Here is a 23,083-nt window from a genome sequence, read left to right on the forward strand (position 1 = left end):
AGCGCTCGCTCACGGCAAAAGTGCGCAAGAAGTTGCGCAGTACTGCGCAACTTCTTGCGCACTTGGCTGCAGGCCTTGTACGACGGTGCTTTCAGAGGTTTTTTCGGTCGGTTTTGTAAATCAAGTGCGCAACTTCTTGCGCACAATGGCCACACGCCATCATTTGGTCGAGGCGGCTGCTTAAAACTTTTAGATCAAAAGATCGCAGCCTTCGGCAGCTCCTACATTTGGAATGCATTTCCACTGTAGGAGCTGCCGAAGGCTGCGATCTTTTGATTTTTCAACGCGCGAATTGAGTGAGGCATTCCTCGATCGAACGCTGCTGCGTCGCGGCATACAACCCCAACTCATCAATGGTAGCGCGCCCCAGAGCCTGTTCGAAGGCCTGCCGATTGGAATGCTCGCCATAGTGCGCCTGCGCCGCATCGCCAAGGTTCGACTGAAAAATCCCCGCTGCACTCACCGGCAGGAAATCTTCGTACACCAACGGTTCCGCTTTCACATAACCATCGCGCAACAAGTCCTCCAGTGACGACTGTCCAAGCCCTACAGCAGCGAGACCTTTTTCCGTGGCGAAATAGCGAAAGTACGCCAACTCTTGTTCACGCATGCCTTCGACACTGTCAGGAAATTCGCCAAAGTGTTGAGCCATCAGCGCGTTGTAGCGTGCGGCATTGCCTTCGTTGGGGAAGTCGCCGAGTTCATCGCGCGCGGCATTCAGCAAGCGGTCATACAGCGCCCGGCCTTTGGGGGTGAGTGCCGCGCCGCGCTGTTCGATTTCGCCGAAACGCGCGCTGTGACTGCCACGGGTCTGGTTCTGATCGGTGAAGGCGATCGGCTCGTCCAGCGCCTTGAAACTGGTCTGGCGCAAGAGGATCGGGCACTGCCGGCGCGGCGGGCCTTCGATGACGGCTTTTGGGGTGATGCCATGGGCCGGCATCTGTTCCTGCACGCTGTCGATGTCCAGCGTGCGCGGCGTCAGGTGGTTGATGTGCGGGCCTTTGAACGCCACCACGTCGGCGATCAAGCGGTGTTGGGCGCTTAAAGTCTGGTATTGCGCGGCAGTAACCGTGGCGCTGTGATGCCAGCGAAAGGTTTCCAGTGCCTGCAGGACGAATGCCTCGGCCTCGCTTTCATTCAGTCCGCCTGCGGTTTCAGCTTGCGCGATCAAGCGTAATGCCTCCGGGGTAAAGATCGAACGCTGGGCCAGCACGGATTCGGCAAAGGCGCGTAGCTGCGGATCTTCAATCAACTCCAGGCGCAACAACGACGTAAACACTCGAAACGGGCTGACTTGCAGCGCGTCCTCATGCACTGCGCGAAAAGCCGTGGAATGCACCGGCACGCCCGCCGGGGTCAGGTCGTAATAACCCACCGGCTGCATGCCCATCACCGCAAACAAGCGGGCGAGGATGGCCAGTTCGGTGGCGGTGCCGACGCGAATGGCGCCATGGCGCTCCATGTCCAGCCGCTGGATTTCACCGGTGCTGTCGAGTTGCCGGGCGATGTCCGGCTGATCGGCAAGCACCTCGCGGTTGGTCTGCTCCACCAACTCCATCAGCGCGCCGTACAGCGGCACTTCTTCGCGGTACATGTCGGACATCGCTTTGGAGAAGCGTTGGCGGATCAGGTCGGGGCTGACGAACGGCTGCACGGTCATGAAAAAAATTCCTGCCACGGTCACGGAATGGATGAGGGAAAAGATCGCAGCCTTCTCGCACGCGGGCAAACGAAGAATCCTACGAACTTCATTCTGCCAACGACTGATCCACCAGTTCGATCCAGTGCATCACCCGCGTGCGTCCGGCGCTGGCCAGATGGCTCTGACAGCCGACGTTGGAGGTGACGATCAGCTCAGGGCGGCCACTCTCCAGCGCATTGAGGCGGTTGTCGCGCAGTTGCCGGGCCAGCACCGGTTGCGTCAACGAATACGTACCCGCCGAGCCGCAGCACAAATGGCCGTCGGGCACGGCGGTAAGATTGAAACCGAGGCGCGTCAGCACAGCTTCCACCGCGCCGCCCAGTTTCAACGCGTGCTGCAACGTGCACGGGCAGTGCACGGCAATCCGCCGTTCAGTGGCGGCGCAGATCTGTTCGAGCGGCTCCTGCGCGAGTACCTGCACCAGATCCAGCGTGCGCTCGCTGATTTCCCGGGCCTTGGCCGCATACAGCGGATCGTCTGCCAGCAAATGCCCGTAATCCTTGATGAATGCGCCGCAACCGCTGGCGGTCTGCACAATTGCTTCTGCACCGTTTTGCAGGTGCGGCCACCAGGCATCGATGTTCCGTCGGGCGCGGTCGAGGCCTTTGGCCTGCGCGTCGAGGTGATAGTCCAACGCGCCGCAACACCCGGCCTCGGCCACCGGGGTGACACTGATGCCCAGGCGATCCAGTACCCGCGCCGTGGCGTCATTGGTGTTCGGTGACAACCCCGGTTGCACACAGCCTTCAAGCAACAACACGCGACGGGCATGGCGCGGGGCAGGGCGCAAACCTGAAAACGGCGGATGCTGCGGCAGTTTGCTTTCAAGCAAACGCGGCAACAGCGGCCGAAACGTCGTGCCCACCCGCAACAAGCCTTTGAACAACCCTGAATTCGGCGCCAATGCGCGCAAACCCTCGCGCAACAGACGTTGCGCCGCCGGACGTGGCACCGCGTGATCGACCACCGCGCGGCCAATGTCGAGCAGGTTGTGATAGTCGACGCCGGACGGGCAGGTGGTTTCGCAGTTGCGGCACGACAGGCAGCGGTCCAGATGCAATTGTGTCTGCGCCGTCGCCGGTGCGCCTTCGAGCACTTGCTTGATCAGGTAGATGCGCCCGCGCGGGCCATCAAGTTCATCGCCGAGCAACTGATAGGTCGGGCAGGTCGCATTGCAAAAGCCGCAATGCACGCAGGTGCGCAGAATCTTTTCCGCCTCGGCGGCGCGGGGCAGCTGTCGCGATTGTTCGCTGAGGGTGGTTTGCATGGCTAGAACTCCGCGTACATCCGCCCGGGGTTGAACAGCCCTTGCGGGTCGAGTTGCACCTTGAGTTGACGGTGGTAACGCAGCAGTGTCGCGGGCAATGGCTGAAACGGCGAATTGCTGGCGCCATGGCTGAAAAAGGTAGCGTGGCCGCCCAGTTCCTGCGCGAGAATGTGGATGTGCGCCGCGTCTGATTTCAGCCAGCGTTGCGCGCCGGCCCAGTCGATCAGTTGCTCGCCGGGCAGATCCAGTGGCCCGAGATTGTTCGGCAACGACAAGCGCCACAGCGGCAAACCTTCGTTGAAAAACGCTAGACGTTGTTCATTCAGATCCCGCCAGAACCCTGAATCTAGCGGCTCACCACCGAGTCGTTGATGCGCCGCCGTCACTGAACCTTCGCCGCCCTCAAGCCGCAGATACAGGCTCTGGCCATCGTGACAAGCGGCACTGATCGGTAGCGGTTGCTGACCCCATTCGGCAAGCCTGGTCAGCGCCCGCGAGCATTCCATATCGAGGCGAATGCTCAGGCACTGCCGTGGTTTCGGCAGGACTTTCAGCGACACTTCGGTGAGCACGCCGAGGCAGCCGTAACTGCCGGCCATCAGCCGCGACAGGTCATAGCCGGCGACGTTTTTCATCACTTCGCCGCCGAAACGCAGGTGCTGACCGAGGCCGGTGATCACCCGCGTGCCGAGGACAAAGTCGCGCACCGAGCCAGACCACGGCCGCCGAGGCCCGGACAACCCCGTGGCGATCATGCCGCCAACCGTCGCGCCTTCGCCGAATGCCGGCGGCTCGCACGGCAGCATTTGTCCGGCAGCGTCCAGCACCGCCAGCAGCTCGGACAGAGGCGTGCCGGAGCGCGCCGTGATCACCAGTTCGGTCGGCTCGTAACGGACGATGCCGCAATGGGCGCGGGTGTCGAGCACTTCGCCGGCGACCTCGCGGCCGAGAAACGCTTTGCTGTTGCCACCCTGAATTTTCAGCGGCGTGGCATTGGCCCGCGCTTCGTTGACCTGATCGAGCAGGGCGCTGGCGGCGTCGACATCGGCCATCAGAAACGCTCCAGTTCGGGGAACGGCAATTGCCCGGCGTGAATGTGCATCGCGCCGAATTCGGCGCAGCGGTGCAGGGTCGGAATGTTCTTGCCGGGATTGAGCAGGCCTTGTGGGTCGAACGCGGCTTTTACTGCGTGGAACAGACTTAGTTCGTCGCTGTTGAACTGCGCGCACATCTGGTTGATTTTCTCGCGGCCGACGCCGTGTTCACCGGTGATGCTGCCGCCAACTTGCACGCACAGTTCGAGGATCTTGCCGCCCAAGGCTTCGGCGCGGTGCAGTTCGCCCGGTTGATTGGCGTCGAACAGGATCAGCGGGTGCATGTTGCCGTCGCCGGCATGGAACACGTTGGCCACGCGCAAACCGTATTCTTCGCCGAGGCGGGCGATGCCTTGCAGGACGCCGGGTAATTCGCGGCGCGGGATGGTGCCGTCCATGCAGTAATAGTCCGGCGACAAACGGCCGATGGCCGGGAAAGCATTTTTGCGCCCGGCCCAGAAGCGCACGCGCTCGGCTTCGTCGCGGGCCTGACGCACTTCGGTGGCGCCGGCCGCGGTCATGACCTCGCGCACCCGCTGACAATCGTCGTGAACGTCGGCTTCGACGCCATCGAGTTCGCACAACAGAATCGCCTCGGCGTCGACTGGGTAACCGGCGTGAATGAAATCTTCAGCGGCGCGAATGGCGAGGTTGTCCATCATCTCCAGGCCGCCGGGAATGATCCCCGCCGCGATGATCTCGGCGACCGCGCGGCCGGCCTTTTCCACAGAATCGAAACTGGCCAGCAGGACTTTCGCGACTTGCGGTTTGGGCAGCAGCTTGACCGTGACTTCGGTAATGATCCCCAGCAGGCCTTCGGAACCGGTGAACAACGCGAGCAGATCGAAACCCGCTGAGTCGAGTGCATCCGAACCGAGGGTCAGGCGTTCGCCTTCGATGGTCAGCACTTCGATTTTCAGCAGGTTGTGCACGGTCAATCCGTACTTGAGGCAATGCACGCCGCCAGCGTTTTCGGCGACGTTGCCGCCAATCGAACAGGCGATTTGCGAGGACGGATCCGGCGCGTAATACAGACCGAAAGGCGCGGCTGCCTGGGAGATCGCCAGATTGCGCACCCCCGGTTGAACCCGCGCGGTGCGGGCGGCAGGGTCGATGTGCAGGATATTGTTGAAGCGCGCCATCACCAGCAGCAGGCCCTGTTCCAGCGGCAAGGCGCCGCCGGACAAGCCGGTGCCGGCACCACGGGCAACCACTGGGACGTTTTTCTGGTGGCAGAGTTTGAGCAGGGTTTGCACTTGCTCGAGTCGACGGGGCAGGGCGACCAGCATCGGCGTGGTGCGGTAGGCGGAGAGGCCGTCGCATTCGTAGGGTTTGAGTTCCTCCTCGCGCCACAAAATGTCGAGATCAGGCAGCGCGTGCTGCAATGCCTTGAGCAACTCAGCCTTGTTCACCTGCGGCAACGGGCCGTCGAGGCGTTCGTCATAAAGAATATTCATCTAAACCTCAGACCTCGTCACTTTGTAGGAGCTGTCGAGTGAAACGAGGCTGCGATCTTTTGATCTTGTTTTTAAAAAGCAAAATCAAAAGATCGCAGCCTTCGGCAGCTCCTACACAGGATGTGTTGAGTGTCATTTCTGGCTTCCGAGGAATTCCCGATACAGGCGCGCAGCATTCCTCGGCTGTTCAACCATCGGCATGTGCCCGACGTGATCCCAGACATCCACACGCAAATTGGCGATGCCCTTGCTCCACACCGGCACGCTGCTGACGTCGATCAGCCGATCCTTGCGGCCCCAGAGCAACAGCGCCGGGCATTTGATGTCGGGTAGTTTCGGCTCCATCGGCGGGCTGGCGCGAAAATCGCGGAAGATCTCTTCCAGTTCATCGCGTTGTTGTTCGTAGCGCTGGGCGATGGCGTCCAGCACCAGGTTCGGCACCCACGGTGGCGACTCCATGGTCATCGCGTAAAACTGGCGAAATTCTTCCCGCGAGTTGATCAGAAACGGGTTATGCCCGCGCGCCAGATGCCGCTCCATGTCGCTGACCTCGGGCGCGGTGACGCCCGCCGGGTCGATCAATGCCACCGAAGCGATGCGGTCGGGATAAGTCGCCGCCAGCCACGCGGCGATGTAGCCGCCCATCGAGTTGCCGATCACGTGGACTTTCTCCACGCCGCAGACGTCGAGCAACTGGATCATGCGTTTAGCCTGCAACGGAATGTCATAACCGCCGCCAGCCTTGAAGCCGGTTTCACCATGGCCGGCGAGGTCCGGAATGATCACCCGATACTGGCGCACGAAATGCCGGGAAAAGCGCAGCCACAGGTTCTTGTCGGCGCTGTAGCCATGCAGCATCAGAATCGCGCTGGCCGCTTCATACGGCCCGCCCTGCCAGGTCGAGACGGTCATCTCGGCGATCGGCACTTCGATCTTGTGCAATTTGTACAACTTGGCCTCGATGGCCATGTTCAGGTCGTACAGCCAATGACCGACCGCCGGATAACTCAACCAGCTCCAGGCTACGAAAACCGCGAGGGCGACAAACAGCAAAAGCATCGACGTCTTCCTTTTACGTGTTCAGGACAGAATGTGGTCGGCCGGTTTCAGCGCTCGGGTCAAGCGGTGATAGCTGAAACTGAAGCCGGGAAACATCGCGATCACATGACCGCTCTTGCTTTGATACCAACTGTGGCAGCCGCCGGACTTCCAGACCGTGCGCTGCATTTCCCGATGAATCATCTCAGTGTAGGTACGTTCCGCTTCACGGCGCACTTCAATGCTGCGCAGGCCTTTGGCCTGCACGGTGCGGATGCAGTCGAGGATGTAGTTCATCTGTGATTCGATGATGAACAGCGCCGAGGTGTGACCGATGCCGGTGTTGGGCCCGGTGACGATAAACAGGTTGGGAAAGTCCGGCAGGCTGGTGCCCAGATACGCGCGCGGGTATTGCGCCCAGACATCTCTGAGTTGCACTGCGTTTTTTCCGCTGACCGGGTAGGAAATCACCCCGTCGGTGGCGTCGTAACCGGTCGACCAGACGATCAGATCAACGTCGATGTGCTGACCGTCCTGAGTGTTAATCCCGGTTTCGTCGATGGACGCAATGCCTTGCTCGCGGGTATGCAAGGTGACATTGGCGCGACTCAGCGCCGGGTAATAGGTGCTGGAGACTAGTACCCGTTTGCAGCCAATGGTGAAGTCCGGGGTGAGTTTTTCTCGCAGCAGCGGGTCCGGCACCTGGCGTTTGAGAAAACGCAGGGCGTGCTGCTGGACCATGTGAATCGCCGCTTTTGAATATTTGAAGGCGATGACCCGGGTTTCGAATTGCCAGTAAATCAGCCAGCGCAATAATTTGTAGGCGGGTTTCAGACCGAGCAGCCAGCGTTGCAGCGGTCCGAACTGACGATCGGCGCGGGGCAGCACCCAATGCGGCGTGCGTTGAAACACGTGCAGTTGCTCGACCTGTTCCGCAATGGCTGGAATCACTTGCACCGCACTGGCACCGCTACCAACGATGGCCACGCGTTTATCGCGATAGTCGTAGCTGTGATCCCAGTTGTTTGTATGAAAAGTCTTGCCTTGAAAGCGATCCTGGCCGGGAAAGTGTGGGATGACCGGTTGGCTCAATGGCCCGGTGGCATTGATCAGGAACTGCGCATAAAAGGTGCCTTTGCTGGCGGTGTGCACGGCCCAGCGTTTTTCCGTGTCGTCCCATTCGACACGCTCGACATCGGCTTGCAACTCTACGCGTTCGCGCAAACCGAATTGCTCGATAACGTGCTCGGTGTAGCGCTGCAGTTCGGCCTGCCCGGCGAACATCTGCGACCAGCGGTACGGCGCGAACGACAGCGAATACAGCGGCGACGGCACGTCCACCGCCGCGCCGGGGTAGGTGTTCTGGCACCAGGTGCCGCCAAAGAAGTCCCGACGCTCCAGCAGGCGAAAATTGTCGATTCCGGCTTTTAGCAGGTTGACCGCAGCACATTGACCGCCAAAACCGCTGCCGATGATCAACACGAGATAGGTGTGCATGGGCCTCCTTCTTATAGTTGTTTTTCCATTTTGCTCCTTTCATGTATAGCCAAATATTTGCACTGTGCGCGGCCCTGATGTCGCTCTATTCAGCCCGCTGGCCGGTGATGGCTATTTAACGTCGCCCTGTTAGACTTCCAGCACATCCGTCCTGCGGTGTGCGTGATCGAGGTCCTTATGGGAAATACCGGAGGAAAGGGACTTTCATTGGCCAGGAGGCTTTATACATCGCGCATCCTCGGGTTGATTCTGGGGCTCGTGTGCGTGAGCGTGGCGATGTACTCGCTCGATCCGCCGCTGTGGGTCTGGGCACTGATGTTCTTCAACGGCCTGGTCTGGCCGCATCTGGCGTTTCAATGGGCACGCCGCGCCCGGGTTCCTTACCACGCTGAACACCGCAATCTGTTGATCGACGCCTTTTTCGGCGGCTTTTGGCTTGCCGCCATGCATTTCAATCCGTTGCCCACTGCCACGACCATTTCGATGATGGCGATGAACAACGTCGCCATCGGTGGTTCACGTTTTCTATTGGCAGGCTCGGCGGCGCAGTTGCTCGGGGTCGGCGTCGGGCTGGTGGTCTTTGCTCCGACATTCATTCCGCAGACCACGCCTGCGCAAATGTACGCCTGTTTCCCGTTGCTGCTTCTGTACCCGTTGGCGCTGGGCTGGATCTGCTTTCGGCAGGCCTACACCCTCGGTCGACACAAACGCGAATTGCTTGCCCTGAGCCGCACCGACAGCCTGACCGGACTGCTCAATCACGGCGCCTGGAAGGATCAACTGGAGATCGCTTTTCAGCGCTGCAAGCGGCAGAAGCAGGGCGCGGCGATTGCGTTGATCGACATTGATCACTTCAAGGCAATCAACGATACCTACGGCCATGTTGCGGGCGACATCGTGTTGCGCCAGTTGAGCAAGTTGCTTAAACAAAACCTGCGGGCGACAGACGTTGCCGGGCGTTATGGCGGTGATGAGTTCTGCGTGATTTTGCCGGATCTGCCGCTGTTCAATGCTGCGCAGGCGATGGAAGCGTTGCGTGAACGCTTTGCGATTCTGGGTTATGAGCAGAATCCGGCGTTGAAGGTTAGCTTGAGTATCGGCCTGGCGGCGTACGATCCGGCGCATGCCGACGCAACACGCTGGCTCAATGATGCCGATCAGGCGTTGTACGAGGCCAAGGCGAGCGGGCGTAACCGGGTGATCTGCAATTGCGATGGCAAGCCCCGGCGGACGTTGCTGGATTCGGTTTGATCCGCATCACCATAAATCCATTGTGGGAGCGAGCCTGCTCGCGAAAGCGCTGGGTCAGCCAAGATTGACATCGCCTGACACGACGCCTTCGCGAGCAGGCTCGCTCCCACAGGGTTTGTGTGTTGTCGGTTAGATCAGTGTCGCATTCGGTGTAGAGCCTCGCGCCGATGTCGGGTACGGTTAAATCCCCCCGACGCGAAACAAGGATCGCTTCATGACGTTCTCATTTTCTCGCTCCCTGCTGGCCGCCAGCCTTGGCCTGTCTCTCGCTTTCTCCGCTGCCCAAGCCTTCGCCGAACCGCACAAACAAGTGCTCGCCGATGCCGAGCAATACCAGCCAGAAGCGCTGAAATTGCTGGAGCGACTGGTCAATATCGACTCCGGTTCCGGCTATGAACCGGGCCTCAAGCAAGTCAGCGACATCGCCATCGATGAACTGAAAAAACTCGGCGCGACCATCGAACTGGTGCCGAACACGCCTGAAAAATCCAACCATGTACTGGCGACGCTGAAAGGCACCGGCAAGGCAAAAATCCTGCTGATGGCGCACATGGACACGGTATTCAAGGAAGGTTCGGCGGCCGAGCGGCCGTTCCACATCGAGGACGGTCGCGCTTACGGGCCGGGGGTGATGGATGACAAGGGCGGCATCGTCGCCGGGATCTATGCACTGAAAGTCCTGAAAAACCTCGACTTCAAAGACTATGCGCAAATCACCTTCCTGCTCGACGCCAGCGAAGAAACCGGCTCGGAAGTCGCCACCGACCTGATCAAAAAAACCGCCAAACAGCACGACGTGACCCTCAACCTTGAGCCGGGCCGCCCGGCCGATGGGCTGGTGGTGTGGCGCAAGGGCAGCGCGACGGCACTGGTCGAGGTCAAGGGCAAAGCCGCGCACGCCGGTGTCGCCCCGGAACTGGGGCGCAATGCCGCGATGGAAGCGGCGCACCAGATTCTTCAGTTGGGCAAACTTGGTGATGAGGCGAAGAAAACCACCATCAACTTCACTGTGCTCAAGGCCGGTGACCGCACCAACGTGATTCCCGATCAAGCCACGGCCAAGGCTGACGTGCGCGCGGCGGTGCCGGAGGAGTTCGACCGGATCGAGAAGGATCTGGCGCGGGTGTCGCAGGACAAGCTGATTGCTGAGACGGAAGTGAAGACTTCGTTGCAACGCGGGCTGCCACCTATGCCGCAGACGCCTGAGTCGGACCGTCTGATGGCCATGGCCCAAGGGATTTACGGCGAGATTGGCCGCAAGTTGACCGAGGAGGGCAGTGGCGGCGCGGCGGATGCGAGTTTGTCCGCCGGGGTTGGCACGCCGACGCTGGATGGCTTCGGGATTGTTGGCGGCAATATTCACACGCCGGAGGAATACGCCGAAGTGGCGAGCGTGGCGCCGCGGATTTATTTGTTGTCGCGGATGATCATGGAGTTGGCCAAGCCGCGGTGAGGTGGTTTGCGGTGTGATGAGGTCGGCGGGGTGCCAGATAAATCGGCCCCTCACCCTAACCCTCTCCCAGAGGGAGAGGGGACTGACCGTGTTGTTTGTGGTCCATGTGGCAACCGGCAGATCAAGTTGAATGCAAATTCGCATTCAACGCGGTCTCTCACGTCGGCGTCGATCCCGAACATCCCCCAATCAGTTCCCTCTCCCTCCGGGAGAGGGCTAGGGTGAGGGGCTTTTGTGGGAAAAGTGGAAGTCGCGGACGGCGTACAACTTTCCAAGACGTTTCCTACAACGTACCCTGTTGCCGCATTTCGGTATCGACCCCTATAGTTCGGGCTCGCGGAAAAACACCGCGAACGACCTTGGCCGGTCGATACAGAGACGTACAGTCTGCCCAACATATTCAGTCGATGTTTGTCTGTGATGTTGTGTTATGGCGGCTGTGCGTGGGACACCTTCGGGTGTGCCGGTTCCTGTATCCGGTCGGCCAACCCGCGTACGGCTGCCACCTTCCTCGTTTGGCCGCGACTGGTGGTAGCTCTCTCAATACAGGAGTTATACCAATGTGTGATCAAGTAATGCCCCGCTTCCTCCCCATCGACACCTACGACGCCGAATCCCCGGTGCTCTTCCTCAATACCCACTCAGAACTCAGCGACATGGCCGCCTGTGCGATGCACCGGTTTGTGGTCGTGCGCGATTTGGCCGACACCTTTGCCAGCCTCAACCTCAAAGGCATTTCCGATTGTGATCTGACGCGGGTGACCAGTGCGGTGCATCTGTTGATGCGCGAGGGCTGTGCGATTCTGAATGTGATTCAGGCGCGGGCGGTGCAGCGGGAGGAAGCTTACAAGACGCCGGTTTAGCGGTGTAGCGGCAGACCTCATCGCTGGCAAGCCAGCTCCCACAGGGTTTGGTGTTGAACCATCAATTGATGTCGAACCGCATAACCTGTGGGAGCCTGGCTTGCCAGCGATGGCGTCAGCCCGGCCAACCCATCACTCCTTGACGCTCATGTATTCCTTGGCCCAGAGAATGTATTCCTCCGGTTGGGTATAGGTGTGCGTCAACTCGGTCGCGCTCAAATCGGACGCCTGGGTAAAGATCTGCCGCTGTTCACGCAAGCTGTCATACGTCGCTTTGATCGCCGCAAAATAAGCACCATGGCCATCGATGGTCACACGCACACCGAGTTCGGCCAGACGTTTGTCATCGCGCAACGCCGGGTTGCCGTAGGTCACCAGCATCAGCGGCACGGTCAGGTGTTCGGCGATTTGTTCAAGCTGATCGAAATCCTGAATTCCGACCATGCAGATGCCGTCAGCCCCGGCCGCCTGATATTGGCGAGTGCGGCTGATGATTTCCTGATTTGGCAGGATGCCGGCATTGGTACGGGCGATGATCGCCATTTCCGTATCAACCCGGGCTTCCAGCGCCGCGCGGATCTTGCCGACGCCTTCGGCAACGGTGATCAAGTCGGTGGATTTGCGCCCGAATTGTGCCGGCAGCAAGGTGTCTTCGATGGTCAGGGCGGCGACGCCGGCGCGTTCCAGTTCAACGATGGTGCGCATCACGTTGAGGGCGTTGCCGTAGCCGTGGTCGGCGTCGGCGATCACTGGCAATTGGGCGACGCGGCCGATGCGGGTGGCCTGTTCGGCGAACTCGCTGAGGGTGATCAGGGCAAAGTCCGGGGCACCGAGCACCTGCAACGAGGCCACGGAACCGCCGAGGATCCCCACTTCAAAACCGAGGTCAGCGGCAATCCGCGCGGACATCGGATCGAACACCGAAGCCGTGTGATAGCAGGTGTCGGAAGCCAGCAGTTGACGGAAGTTACGGCGCAAATCTTGATGGGAAAGCCTGGTCATACGAGTTCCACCAATACAAAGGAATGGAAAGGCTTGAACAAAGGTGTCAACGCCGAAGAATGAAAAGGCTATCACGCGAATGGGTCAATGATCATGACGAATTTGCAAGGGACAGGTTGTCGCGGACGCTTTTGCTGAAAGGATTTACCTTTTTGCGGTGGTAACCGTCAGGCCGCCACCGCCTGTTGCTGTTGATTGGGCAGCATCGCCGCCCGTACCGAATTGCCCGGTTGCAGTTGCAGGCGCTTGGCGGTGAGGCGGTCGATCACCAGGCTGCTACCGACCCGGCGGGCGCGGGCGACGGTGATGCGGCAGTTTTCCAGACGGCGGTTGTGAATCAGCCACAGCGGCGCCTGTTCATCCGGGCTGCCGAGGCTCAGGGTCAGCTCAACGCTTTCGCGCACGGTGCGAATACTGCGCACCGGCGCTTCGATTACCGGGCCGCCGTCGAAGATGTCGATGTAGCCTTTGTGGGTGAAGCCTTCGGCCTGGAGGATTTTCAGCGCCGGCTCGGTATTCGGGTGTGCCTGGCCGATCGCCGCCTGTGCTTGTTCGGTGAGCATGCAGGTGTACAGCGGCTGGCGCGGCATCAGTTCGGCGATGAACGATTTGTTGCCAAGTCCTGACAAGTGATCGGCATGGCTGAAGTCCATTTGAAAGAAATGCCGGCCCAGGCTGTCCCAGAACGGCGAACAACCGTGTTCATCGGCACTGCCGCGCAGTTCGGCAATCATCTTCTCGCCGAACAGGTGCGGGAACTCGGCAACGAACAGCAACCGCCCCAGCGACAGCAGGCGGCCATTGCTGCCGTGGCGCTGATCATGGCCGAGAAACAGCGAGCACAGCTCCGATTGGCCGGTCAGTTCGTTGTTGAGAAACAGTGTCGGGATCTGCCGTTGAATGCCCAGATCCGGCGCCGAACTCACGGTCAACCCGACCCGATAGTTGTACCAGGGCTCGCGCAGGCCGACCGCACCGGCCAGGGCGCTGACGCCAACCACGCGCATGTCGTCGTCTTCGAGCACAAACAGATAATCCGCATCGGCCCGTTCGACCTGTTCGGCGAACGCCCGTTGCGCCCAGCGGACCCGATGCGACAGGCGATCTTCGTTGGCCGGCAGGGTGGTGAACCCCGGGCCGGCCTGTTGCACCAGCGCCATCAAGGCTGGCAGGTCGCTGACTTTGACCGGGCGGACAATCATGCTGTAACTCCTTCTGCGCGCCTGTTCGGGCACTGTCGTTGGCTGCGCAACCGCGCGGGTTTCACAGGGCAATCAGCCGGATCGGGCTGCCATCGGTCACGTTCAGCGCCGCACACATTGCAGGGGTGAGGGACAGCGGTTGATCGGGTTGATAATCGAGTTCGGTCATGATCGCGCGAAAGCCGTGCAGTGCGTCGTTGCTCAGCAGGTAACGACCACGGGCATCGATCTGCGGCCGTTGCTGCACCGTTGCGGTCTGGCTACGAGCAATCGAACGGATATTCGAGGTGCGCGCATACAGGGTCGGGCCGGCGTCAAACAGGTCGATGTAGCTATTGGTCTCGAAGCCTTCACGCTCAAGAATGTCGAACGCTTCCTGACCGTCCGGGTGAATGCGACCGATACAGTCCTGCGCGGCTTGCGGCAGCATCGGCACGTAGATCGGGTATTGCGGCATCAGTTCGGCGAGGAACGTGCGGCTCTGCAACCCGCACAGGCGCTCGGCTTCTGCGTAAGGCAGGTCGAAGAAGTGTTTGCCCAGTGCATCCCAGAACGGCGAATGGCCTTCCTCGTCGCTGTAGCCGACGATTTCGGTAATCACCGCCTCGGCAAAGCGCGGCGCATGAGCGGCGATGAACAACAGGCGCGCCCGTGACAGCAACTCGGAGAACGGCGTGCGCACCAGCGCGGCGTCGATGTGAAAGCCGCGCAGCAGCGTGTGGTCGTTGAGGTCGTGACACAGCGACAGCGCGGGCACGCCGTGTTCGATGTTCAGCTCGCGGGAAGCGCTGGTGAAATGGCGGTTGCGCAAGCTGTAGAACGGCTCGTCGAAGCCCGCAGTGGCGAGAATTTCCGAGCAGCCAACCAGCCGCTGGCTGTCCAGATCCTCCAGAACGAAAAAGTAGTTCTCCGGGCCGTTAGCCTCTGCCGCGCTGGCGAACGAGGCACAGGAACCGGCGATTTTCTCGCGCAGGCGTTCGCTGTCATCCGGCAGGGAGGTCACGCCCACCAGACTGTCGCGGGCCAATTGTTGTAGCTGGGGCAGATCAGTCTGTTCGACTGGGCGTAAGACCAGCATGGATATACTCCTGTATCAAAAGGTTCGGCAAAGTCGCCGAACCTGACTATCACTGTCGGTTTCCACGCGATAAATCGGCGGTCGCCTGATTTGTTGTCAGACGCCGCTCTTTTTCTTGTCAGCCGTTGCTCGGGTCCGGCAACGCAGTACTGGCGCCGAGCTTGTTGAGGAAGAACAGGTACACCAGACCCAGAGCAATCCAGATCAGGCCGAGCTTCTGCGCATCGACGCCCATGTTGTACATGATGGCCGCGACTATGATGAAGCCGACCACCGGACAGATCAGGTGACGCACGACCTGACCGGACTTTTGCCGACGCCAGTAGTAGTTGATCACTGTCAGGTGCAGCAGCATGAAGCCGCTGAGTGCGCCGAAGTTGACCAGCGAGGTCAGGGTGTCGACCGAGTTGATGAACAGGTAGCAGATCACCAGCGACAGCACCGCCACCAGATAAATGCTCAGGTACGGCGTGTTGTGTTTCGGGTGCACCTTGGCCAGCACCTTCGGCAATTTGCCGTCGCGGGCCATGCCGAACAGCAGGCGCGAAACCGCGGCTTGCGAGGTGATTGCTACGGCCACGCCCCAGGCCAGTGCTGTCGCGACAGCGGTCAGAGTCGCCAGCCAACTGCCGGCGGCGATTTCGGCGATTTCATAGAACGCAGTGTCGGCGGATTTGAAGCCCATGCCGGCCGCCAGATCGGTGGCAATCCAGGTTTGCGCAACGAAAATCACCCCCATGACCACCAGCGTGATCAACGCTGCTTTGCCGACGCTTTTGCCCGGATCACCTTTGATTTCTTCGGCGAGGGTAGAGATGGCATCGAAGCCAAGGAACGACAGCACCGCAATCGACACCGCTTGCATCAGCAGGGCGAAGTTGAAGGTTTCCGGGTGATACAGCGGCGCCAGGGTCAGTTCGCCGTTACCGCCACCGTTGTGCAGGGCATTCCAGGCGTAGAACAGGAAGATGCCCAGCACCACCAGTTGCGCCAGCAGGAAGATGATGTTCATCCGAGCGGTGAAGGTGATGCCGCGCAGGTTGACGAAGGTCGCGCTGACCAGAAACGCCAGAATGAAGCCGACTTTCGGGATGTCCGGGTACAAATGGTTGAGCGCCATCGCCGCGTAGACGTAGAGCAGCGGCGGGATCAGCAGGTAATCGAGCAGCATCAGCCAACCGGCGATGAAGCCGACGTGCTGATTGAGGCCGCGTTGTGCGTAGGAATACACCGAGCCGGCAATCGGAAAAGCCTTGGCCATGCTGCCGTAGCTCAGCGCGGTGAACAGCATCGCCACCATACCGATGATGTACGCCAGCGGCACCATCCCCGGAGCCTCGGCGTTGACGTAGCCATACACACCGAACGGGGCGATGGGGATCATGAAGATCATCCCGTACACCACCAGGTCGGTCAGCGTCAGGCTACGTTTCAACTCTTGCTTGTAGCCGAATTCTTCAATTTCCATGAAGCGCAACTCCTTGTCAGCCAGTCGGTCGTTTTAGTTGTTATCGGTCCATCGTTTACAGCGTCAGCAGTCTTTCATTCATTACAGCAATGGCGCGAAGTAGCCGGCCCAGCGTGATACGGCTTCGGGGCTGCGCAGCAAGTCATTGCGCACCTCGATCAGCACGGAATCGAGGCCACGGGCATCGCCGTGCACCGGCACGGTCATGTCTCCCAGCGGATCGATCTTGTACGGCTGATTACCGGCCACTTTCAGCGGGTGTTCGCCGAGGCCGTCGAGCAGGCGTTGCGCGTAAGCCTTGGCCTGACCGAACAGCACGCCGGCCTCCAGCGGTCGCGGCTGGCCGTAATACACCGGGGTGAAACTGTGAATCCCCACCACACGCACCGCTTGGCCCTTGGCAACACGTTCGTCGATCAACGTTTGCAAGCGCGCGTGAAACGGCTTGAACAAGGTCTGGCGGCGGTATTCGCGGGTGGCTTCGTCGAGTTCACGGTTGCCCGGCACCTGGTAAATCTCGCTCTGCGCCGGAATGCTGTCCGGGGCGTGACGGGGCCGGTTCAGATCAATCAGCAGCCGCGAATAATTGGCGCTCAACAGGGTTGCGCCGAGCCTTTCCGATAACTGCTCGGCCAGTTGCAGCGCACCAATGTCCCAGGCGATGTGTTCGCCAGCGGCGGCCTCGTCCAGGCCCAGATTGTTCAGGGCTTCGGGGATGTAGCGGCTGGCGTGTTCGCACACCAGAATCAACGGGTGCGTCGAGTCGGCGCGGCTCAGGTTGTAGGCCGGTCGGGTGTACAACCCCAGCTCGGCGGATTCAGTACAGGCGTGCATAGTGCTCACACAAGTCAGCGGGCGAGAGCTGTTCCGTCAGCGCCAGTTCCTCGGTTTTCAGGGCGTAATAGGTGTCGAGCAGCGGCTTGGGCAGCCATGCAGTGAAGGCGCCACTGTTGCGCAGGCAATCCAGCGCCTGGGTCAGCGAGGCGGGCAGGGCGACGATGCCCCGGGCCTGGCGTTGCTCGTCGTTGAGTGAATCGGGAATTTCATCGGTGATCGCGTTCAGTGCCAAACGTTGTTCGATGCCCAGCCGACCGGCGATCAACAGCGCGGCCATGGCCAGATGTGGCGAGGCGGTAGCGTCCATGGCGCGGAATTCGAGGTTGAACTGGTTGGCCACGGACTTGCCACCGAGGGTCACGGTCGGACAGATGCGCAGCGCTGCTTCGCGGTTCTGTTGGCCGAGACAGGCGTAGGAGGCGCTCCAGTGATGCGGCTGCAAGCGTTCGTACGACACCGGCGTCGGTGCGGTAAATGCACACAGCGCCGGCAAGTAATGCAGGATTCCCGCTGCCCAATGCTGGCCGAGACTCGACAGACCGTTACTGGTGCCAGCGTCGTAGAGCATCGGCAGACCGCCCAGATCAAGCAGGCTGACATGCAGGTGCACGCCGTTGCACACCGCGTCGGCGGCGGTCTTCGGCGCGAAGCTCAAGTCCAGGCCCATTTGCCGGGCGATCTCGCGGGTGATCTCGCGCACGTTGACGGCGCGATCGGCTGCCGCCACGCCGAGCGTCGGGCGGCAGGTTATTTCGTATTGGTGCTTGCCGTATTCCGGCAGAAACATTTCCGGCTCGACTCCGCCGGCGCGCAGGGCGCTGAGCAGCCAGCCGCCGAACGCGGCGCCCTGACGCTGGGCTTCGAGAGAGAACGCCAGGTGCTCGGCGAAACCGGCGTGCAGGTTGAATTCGTGCTCGAACGCGGCGTTGACCTGCAAGCCCAACCCATCGCGATAACGTTCGATTTCATCACGCAACAACGTGCGCGGGCAGGCGCCCCACGGGCGGCCATCGGTTTCGCGGATATCGCCGTGGATGAAATCCAGCGCCGGGGCATCGGCGTCCGGGCCATTGCCGACGGTGACGCGGCTGCTCAGATCGGGAATCAGTCGCAGGTCGCCATACGCGCCCCACGGATTGGTCGAAGCAATGATGTCCTGCGGCGTCAATGCGCTGTTGGCCGGCACCCAGCCGCACCCGGCGGCTTGATAATGCTCAAGCTCATCAGTGGGAAACGAGCGGCCGCGGGTGATGGCGATCAGGTCGGTGGTGACCAGCGTGGTCATCGGTAGCGGCGTCAGGCGCGTGCTCATGACCGCATCTCCTGCAGGCGGGCGAGCACGGTGTCGGTGTCGGTGATCCAGCAGTAACCCTTGATCGCATTCAGGCAGGCGTGATGGCGTTCGGCGCTGTAGGTGGCGCAGGCGTCCTCGACCAGCGTGACCAGATAGCCGCGATCGGCGGCGTCGCGCACGGCCATGTCGACGCACTGGTCGGTGACGATGCCGGCAATGATCAGGTGACGGGTTTGCAGGTTACGCAGCACGTAGTCGATGTTGGTCGAGTTGAAGACGCCCGAAGACGTCTTCGGCAGGACGATTTCGTTTTCCACCGGGGTCAGGTCTTCAATGATCCTGGCCTGCACGCTGCCTTTGGGCAGGTGCATGTCCGAGAGTTTGTGGTCGAGCGAGCGGTCGCGACCATCAGCGGTGAGGCTCTCGATAATCGTGTGCAGCACGTTCTGCCGCGCCTCGCGAAAGGCACTGAGCAAACGACGTTGGTTGGGCACCACCTGCATGTGCGCACGGGTCAGGAAATACTCGGCGTCAGGCCCATTGAGGTGCGCGTCGAACTGCGGTTCGAGCCAGGCACGCTGCATGTCCACCAGCAACAATGCGGTGTGGTCAGTGACAAACGGCAGATCCCGTGGCGAGCGGTGGGGAAGGCTGAACATCCTTATTTATCCTCCAGCAGGTGGGTGTTGAAGTCGTTGCGCAGGGCATCGATGCCTTCCAGGCGATCGGCGAGGTTTTCGGTGCGCAGGGTCAGGCAGGCAATCAGCGCTTCGACTTGCGCCAGCGCCGGCACCATGGTGTCGAACGGCGACGCCGACTCCACCGGCGCGCTGATGATCAGGTCGGCCAGCTCGCGCAGCGGCGAGGCATAGATATCGGTGAACAGCACCACGCGCGCGTTGTTGTTCTTTGCCGCGCTGGCGACCCGCAGGGCCTGAGTCTGGTAGCGGCGGTAGTCGAACAGCAGCACGACATCCTGGCGTTGCAGATCAAACAGGCGATCGGGCAATTGCGCGTTGTCTTCCAAAGCGAAGCAACCGGGGCGCAGCAGGCGCAGGTGATTGAGCAGGTAAGTGGCCATCAGGCTGCTAAAGCGCCCGCCGAAGCAGTACACCTGATGCCGGGCATCGAGCAGCCAGTCGGTGAGAATGCGCACGTCTTCGGGTTGGGTCAGCGATTGGGTTTCGACCAGCAGGCGATGGCTGTCGCCCAGATAGTGGCTCCAGGCGTCGTCCTTGTGCTGATGGGCGCGCGGTTGCAACAGCGTGCGCGGCGAGCGCAAGCGGTGGTCCATGTCGCTGAGCAGTGCTTCCTGGAATTCGGCATAACCACCGAAACCAAGTTTTTTCACCAGCCGCACAATGGTCGGATCGCTGACCCCGGCATGTTCGGCCAGACGCGCCATCGGCCCCAGACCGTTGCGTGGGTACTGATCAAGCAAGGCGCGAACGACTTTGCGCTCCGACGGCGTAAGATCCAGGCCGGGATCGGTGATCAGGTCTCTGAGAGGGGGCATCCGGGCTCCTGCTGGATGAGGGTGTTGAATTCGCTTCATAATCCGTTAAAACAGTATTTATGTAACTGACGTTACATGTCTAGTGAATTTTTCAGTGTGTTGAAAAGGCTCCGGAATGAAGCGAGATGCCCGTGTAACAAGGGCTACACGTAATTCGATCGGGCTTGTAGTCCATCGCCCACGGCAGTGTCAGAAATCGCCGTATTTGTGCTTTTTTCTGCTGTGACCGAGGCGATCCGGCAGCCCTGCAGCCCTCGGTTTACGGCACAATTAACGACAGAATGGCTTTGCGCCGCTGATTTTCATGAAGGCCCACCGGAGCGATACCTGTGCAGACCACTCGTTTGACATTGATTTGCCATGCGCGAACCGTCGCACAGAAATTGGCGTGTTTTCCTACGAATGAGCCTGTTGAAAATATCGGGCTGGCATCGGGCGAATTGTCCGAGCGTTTCGACGCCGCGCGACGTTTGATTTGCGCGCCGGAGTTGCGCACGCGCCAGACTGCGGCGTGGTTTGGCGCGGATGCGCAGGTTGATGAGGCGCTGCGCGATTGTGACTGGGGGCGCTGGCATGGGGTATCGATCAAATCCCTGCAAAACGCTGAAGGCGCGGCGTTGCACGCCTGGCTCGAAGATCCCCATGCGACACCTCACGGCGGTGAATCAGTGACGCAGTTATGCGAGCGCGTGGCGGTATGGCTGAGCAGTCTGCAAACCACACCAGAACATGTAGTGGCGGTGACGCATCCGTTTGTCATCCGCGCCGCGCTGATCCACGTGATGCGCGGTTCGGCGTTTCATGACATTGATGTCGAACCGTTCTCCGCGGTCGAATTGCGCTTCACCGGGCGCTGGCGCCTGCGTCTGCCGGGCCTCGACGTTCAAGGAGCACTTTGATGAAACAACTGCTGGTGATCGGCATCGGTGCCGGTAATCCCGACTACATCACGATGCAGGCCGTGAAAGCGCTGAACCGTGTCGATGTGTTCTTTCTGATGGATAAAGGCCAGAGCAAGGACAAGCTGATCGACTTGCGCCGCGAGATCTGTGAGCGCTACATCGACGACCCTGACTATCGCTTTGTCGAAGCCCACAGCCCGGAACGCGAACGCGGTGATGTCGACTATACGGCCAGTGTCGATGACCTGAACCGTGCCAAGCAGCAGACCTTCGAACGCCTGATCAATGACGAATTGTCTGACGGCCAGTGCGGTGGTTTCCTGGTGTGGGGCGACCCGGCGTTGTACGACAGCACCGTGCGTATCCTCCAGGCCATCCTGGCCTCGGGCACCTGTGCCTTCGAGTTTGAGGTGATTCCCGGGATCACCAGCGTTCAGGCGTTGGCGGCGCAGCACAAGGTGCCGCTGAACACGATCGGTCGTTCCATCGAAATCACCACCGGGCGGCGTTTGGCGGCAGGGCAGGTGAGTGATACGGACAGTCTGGTGGTGATGCTCGATGCTGAGGATTCGTATCACCGGGTGGCCGATCAGCAGACCGAGATTTACTGGGGGGCTTACCTGGGCACGCCGGATGAGATTCTGATTAGCGGCAGGCTGGCGGATGTCGCGGATGAGATCGAGCGGGTGCGCAAGAAGGCGCGGGCGGAGCATGGCTGGATCATGGATACGTATTTGCTGCGCAAGCCTTAGATTGTTGGTGCTTGGACTGGCCCCATCGCGAGCAGGCTCACTCCTACAATTGAATGGGTTCACAATTCCAATGTAGGAGTGAGCCTGCTCGCGATAGGGCCGGAACATTCAAAGCACATTTCCAACAGGCAAAAAAACACCCGGTGCAACGCAAGTCGCACCGGGTTTTTGTTGCCAGCAAGCGGCGGATGTCGTGGATCCGCCATTCACTGTTGAACTCTGGTTATGCGCGTTCCAGCGCCAGCGCCACACCCTGACCGCCGCCGATGCACAGGGTCGCCAGACCCTTTTTCGCATCACGCTTGATCATTTCATGCAGCAGGGTCACCAGCACGCGGCAACCCGATGCACCGATCGGGTGGCCCAAAGCGATGGCGCCGCCATTGACGTTGACCTTGTCCAGATCCCATTGCAGATCCTTGGCCACCGCCAGCGATTGCGCGGCAAACGCTTCGTTGGCTTCGATCAGGTCGAGCTGGTCGATGTTCCAGCCAGCCTTGTCGAGGCAGCGGCGGGTCGCCGATACCGGGCCGATGCCCATGATCGCCGGGTCGACACCAGCGTTGGCATAAGCGGCGATGGTAGCCAGTACAGGCAAGCCGAGGGATTTGGCTTTTTCCGCGCTCATCAGAATCACGGCGGCGGCGCCGTCATTCAGCGACGAAGCATTACCAGCGGTGACGCTGCCGTCCTTTTTGAACGCCGGACGCAGTTTCGCCAGGGATTCGGCGGTGGTGTCGCCACGCGGTTGCTCGTCGACCTTGAAAGCAACAGGATCGCCTTTGCGCTGCGGGATCAGGATCGGGGTGATCTCATCGACAAAGCGCCCAGCCTCAATCGCGGCGGCGGCTTTCTGCTGAGAAGCAGCGGCGAAAGCATCTTGCTGCTCACGGCTGATCTCATATTTGTCGACGAGGTTCTCGGCAGTGATGCCCATGTGGTAATCGTTGAACGCATCCCACAGGCCATCGCTGATCATGGTGTCGACGATCTGCGCGTGGCCCATGCGCAGACCGGTGCGTGCGCCAGGCATTACATAGTTGGACAGGCTCATGTTTTCCTGGCCGCCGGCGATGATCACATCAGCGTCGCCGCAACGGATCGCCTGCGCACCCAGGTGCAAAGCCTTAAGGCCCGAACCGCAGACCTTGTTCAGGGTCATCGCCGGCACGGCGTGGGGCAGGCCAGCCTTGATCGCGGCCTGACGCGCCGGGTTCTGGCCGGCGCCGGCGGTCAGCACCTGGCCCATGATCACTTCATCGACCAGCGCACCGTCCAGACCGGTCTGTTCGAGCAACTGGCGGATCACCGCCGCGCCCAGATCCACGGCGGAAACGCTGGCCAGCGAACCCTGGAAACTGCCGATCGCGGTACGCGTGGCGGCAACAATTACGACGTCTTGCATTTTCG

Annotated in this window: 21 protein-coding genes; 6 read left to right on the top strand and 15 right to left on the bottom strand. The window is 60.6% G+C overall.

What is annotated here, in order from left to right; translation table 11 throughout:
* Nucleotides 1–184: hypothetical protein (locus tag ACM6IN_RS01155; protein WP_414915235.1), on the top strand; the 184-nt coding region annotated here is incomplete at its 5' end.
* 96 nt (nt 185–280) lie between these two features.
* Here the strand turns inward: ACM6IN_RS01155 and ACM6IN_RS01160 are convergent.
* From ACM6IN_RS01160 to ACM6IN_RS01185, 6 genes are all read right to left on the bottom strand, one after another.
* Nucleotides 281–1,660: a VOC family protein gene (locus tag ACM6IN_RS01160; RefSeq protein WP_414915236.1), complete on the bottom strand. Its 1,380-nt coding sequence runs from the start codon at nt 1,658–1,660 to the stop codon at nt 281–283.
* Between the two features lie 88 nt (nt 1,661–1,748).
* Nucleotides 1,749–2,969: a glycolate oxidase subunit GlcF gene (gene glcF, locus ACM6IN_RS01165; RefSeq protein ID WP_414915237.1), complete on the bottom strand. Its 1,221-nt coding sequence runs from the start codon at nt 2,967–2,969 to the stop codon at nt 1,749–1,751.
* A gap of 2 nt (nt 2,970–2,971) precedes the next feature.
* A complete protein-coding gene (gene glcE, locus ACM6IN_RS01170; protein ID WP_414915238.1) occupies nt 2,972–4,021 on the bottom strand; it encodes a glycolate oxidase subunit GlcE in 1,050 nt (349 codons plus the stop codon).
* Nucleotides 4,021–5,520, bottom strand: coding sequence for a glycolate oxidase subunit GlcD (gene glcD, locus ACM6IN_RS01175; RefSeq protein WP_414915239.1), 1,500 nt, complete (start codon nt 5,518–5,520; stop codon nt 4,021–4,023). The genes glcE and glcD overlap by 1 nt, the downstream gene beginning before the upstream one ends.
* 132 nt (nt 5,521–5,652) lie before the next feature.
* Nucleotides 5,653–6,579 (bottom strand): alpha/beta fold hydrolase, encoded by a 927-nt coding sequence (locus tag ACM6IN_RS01180; RefSeq protein ID WP_414915240.1) that lies wholly within the window; start codon nt 6,577–6,579, stop codon nt 5,653–5,655.
* A 21-nt stretch (nt 6,580–6,600) separates the two neighbouring features.
* Complete coding sequence (locus ACM6IN_RS01185; RefSeq protein ID WP_414915241.1) at nt 6,601–8,055, bottom strand: flavin-containing monooxygenase; 1,455 nt, start codon at nt 8,053–8,055, stop codon at nt 6,601–6,603.
* 177 nt (nt 8,056–8,232) lie between these two features.
* Between ACM6IN_RS01185 and ACM6IN_RS01190 the strand changes: the two genes are divergently transcribed.
* The 3 genes from ACM6IN_RS01190 (at nt 8,233) to ACM6IN_RS01200 (ending at nt 11,622) form a co-directional block, all read left to right on the top strand.
* Nucleotides 8,233–9,306 carry a diguanylate cyclase gene (locus ACM6IN_RS01190; RefSeq protein ID WP_414915242.1) on the top strand — a complete coding sequence of 358 codons (1,074 nt, stop codon included), beginning with the start codon at nt 8,233–8,235 and terminating at the stop codon, nt 9,304–9,306.
* A 214-nt stretch (nt 9,307–9,520) separates the two neighbouring features.
* Nucleotides 9,521–10,759, top strand: coding sequence for a M20/M25/M40 family metallo-hydrolase (locus ACM6IN_RS01195; protein ID WP_414915243.1), 1,239 nt, complete (start codon nt 9,521–9,523; stop codon nt 10,757–10,759).
* Between the two features lie 560 nt (nt 10,760–11,319).
* Complete coding sequence (locus ACM6IN_RS01200) at nt 11,320–11,622, top strand: hypothetical protein (protein ID WP_038369113.1); 303 nt, start codon at nt 11,320–11,322, stop codon at nt 11,620–11,622.
* A 132-nt stretch (nt 11,623–11,754) separates the two neighbouring features.
* Here ACM6IN_RS01200 and ACM6IN_RS01205 read toward each other — a convergent pair whose 3' ends face one another.
* The 8 genes from ACM6IN_RS01205 to ACM6IN_RS01240 all read right to left on the bottom strand — a co-directional run bounded on the left by ACM6IN_RS01205 (nt 11,755) and on the right by ACM6IN_RS01240 (nt 20,019).
* On the bottom strand, nt 11,755–12,624 hold the full coding sequence (locus tag ACM6IN_RS01205; protein ID WP_007919546.1) for an isocitrate lyase/PEP mutase family protein: 870 nt from the start codon (nt 12,622–12,624) through the stop codon (nt 11,755–11,757).
* Between the two features lie 167 nt (nt 12,625–12,791).
* The gene (astA, locus tag ACM6IN_RS01210) at nt 12,792–13,826 is read right to left on the bottom strand and encodes an arginine N-succinyltransferase (RefSeq protein ID WP_034152533.1); all 1,035 of its coding nucleotides are present in this window, start codon (nt 13,824–13,826) and stop codon (nt 12,792–12,794) included.
* 61 nt (nt 13,827–13,887) lie between these two features.
* Nucleotides 13,888–14,904, bottom strand: a complete 1,017-nt coding sequence (locus ACM6IN_RS01215) for an arginine N-succinyltransferase (RefSeq protein WP_414915244.1) — start codon at nt 14,902–14,904, stop codon at nt 13,888–13,890.
* A gap of 118 nt (nt 14,905–15,022) precedes the next feature.
* Nucleotides 15,023–16,372, bottom strand: coding sequence for an APC family permease (locus tag ACM6IN_RS01220; protein WP_007919552.1), 1,350 nt, complete (start codon nt 16,370–16,372; stop codon nt 15,023–15,025).
* A gap of 81 nt (nt 16,373–16,453) precedes the next feature.
* Nucleotides 16,454–17,206 carry an N-formylglutamate amidohydrolase gene (locus ACM6IN_RS01225; protein WP_123374881.1) on the bottom strand — a complete coding sequence of 251 codons (753 nt, stop codon included), beginning with the start codon at nt 17,204–17,206 and terminating at the stop codon, nt 16,454–16,456.
* Complete coding sequence (locus tag ACM6IN_RS01230; protein ID WP_414915245.1) at nt 17,190–18,521, bottom strand: glutamine synthetase; 1,332 nt, start codon at nt 18,519–18,521, stop codon at nt 17,190–17,192. The genes ACM6IN_RS01225 and ACM6IN_RS01230 overlap by 17 nt, the downstream gene beginning before the upstream one ends.
* On the bottom strand, nt 18,518–19,162 hold the full coding sequence (locus ACM6IN_RS01235; RefSeq protein WP_007919558.1) for an isochorismatase family cysteine hydrolase: 645 nt from the start codon (nt 19,160–19,162) through the stop codon (nt 18,518–18,520). Before ACM6IN_RS01235 ends, ACM6IN_RS01230 begins: the two co-directional genes overlap by 4 nt.
* A 2-nt stretch (nt 19,163–19,164) precedes the next feature.
* Nucleotides 19,165–20,019 carry a MurR/RpiR family transcriptional regulator gene (locus tag ACM6IN_RS01240; protein ID WP_007919561.1) on the bottom strand — a complete coding sequence of 285 codons (855 nt, stop codon included), beginning with the start codon at nt 20,017–20,019 and terminating at the stop codon, nt 19,165–19,167.
* Nucleotides 20,020–20,348: 329 nt separating this feature from the next.
* On the opposite strand from ACM6IN_RS01240, the gene ACM6IN_RS01245 reads away from it, so the two are divergent.
* Entirely contained in the window at nt 20,349–20,918 is a 570-nt protein-coding gene (locus tag ACM6IN_RS01245) for a histidine phosphatase family protein (protein ID WP_414915246.1), read from the top strand.
* The gene (gene cobF, locus ACM6IN_RS01250) at nt 20,918–21,673 is read left to right on the top strand and encodes a precorrin-6A synthase (deacetylating) (protein ID WP_123374884.1); all 756 of its coding nucleotides are present in this window, start codon (nt 20,918–20,920) and stop codon (nt 21,671–21,673) included. The genes ACM6IN_RS01245 and cobF overlap by 1 nt, the downstream gene beginning before the upstream one ends.
* A 223-nt stretch (nt 21,674–21,896) precedes the next feature.
* On the opposite strand, the gene ACM6IN_RS01255 is transcribed toward cobF, so the two are convergent.
* Nucleotides 21,897–23,078 (bottom strand): acetyl-CoA C-acetyltransferase, encoded by a 1,182-nt coding sequence (locus tag ACM6IN_RS01255; RefSeq protein ID WP_414915247.1) that lies wholly within the window; start codon nt 23,076–23,078, stop codon nt 21,897–21,899.
* Between the last annotated feature and the right edge of the window lie 5 nt (nt 23,079–23,083).

The organism is Pseudomonas sp. IT-P395, from assembly GCF_949767675.1.
GTDB lineage: Bacteria > Pseudomonadota > Gammaproteobacteria > Pseudomonadales > Pseudomonadaceae > Aquipseudomonas.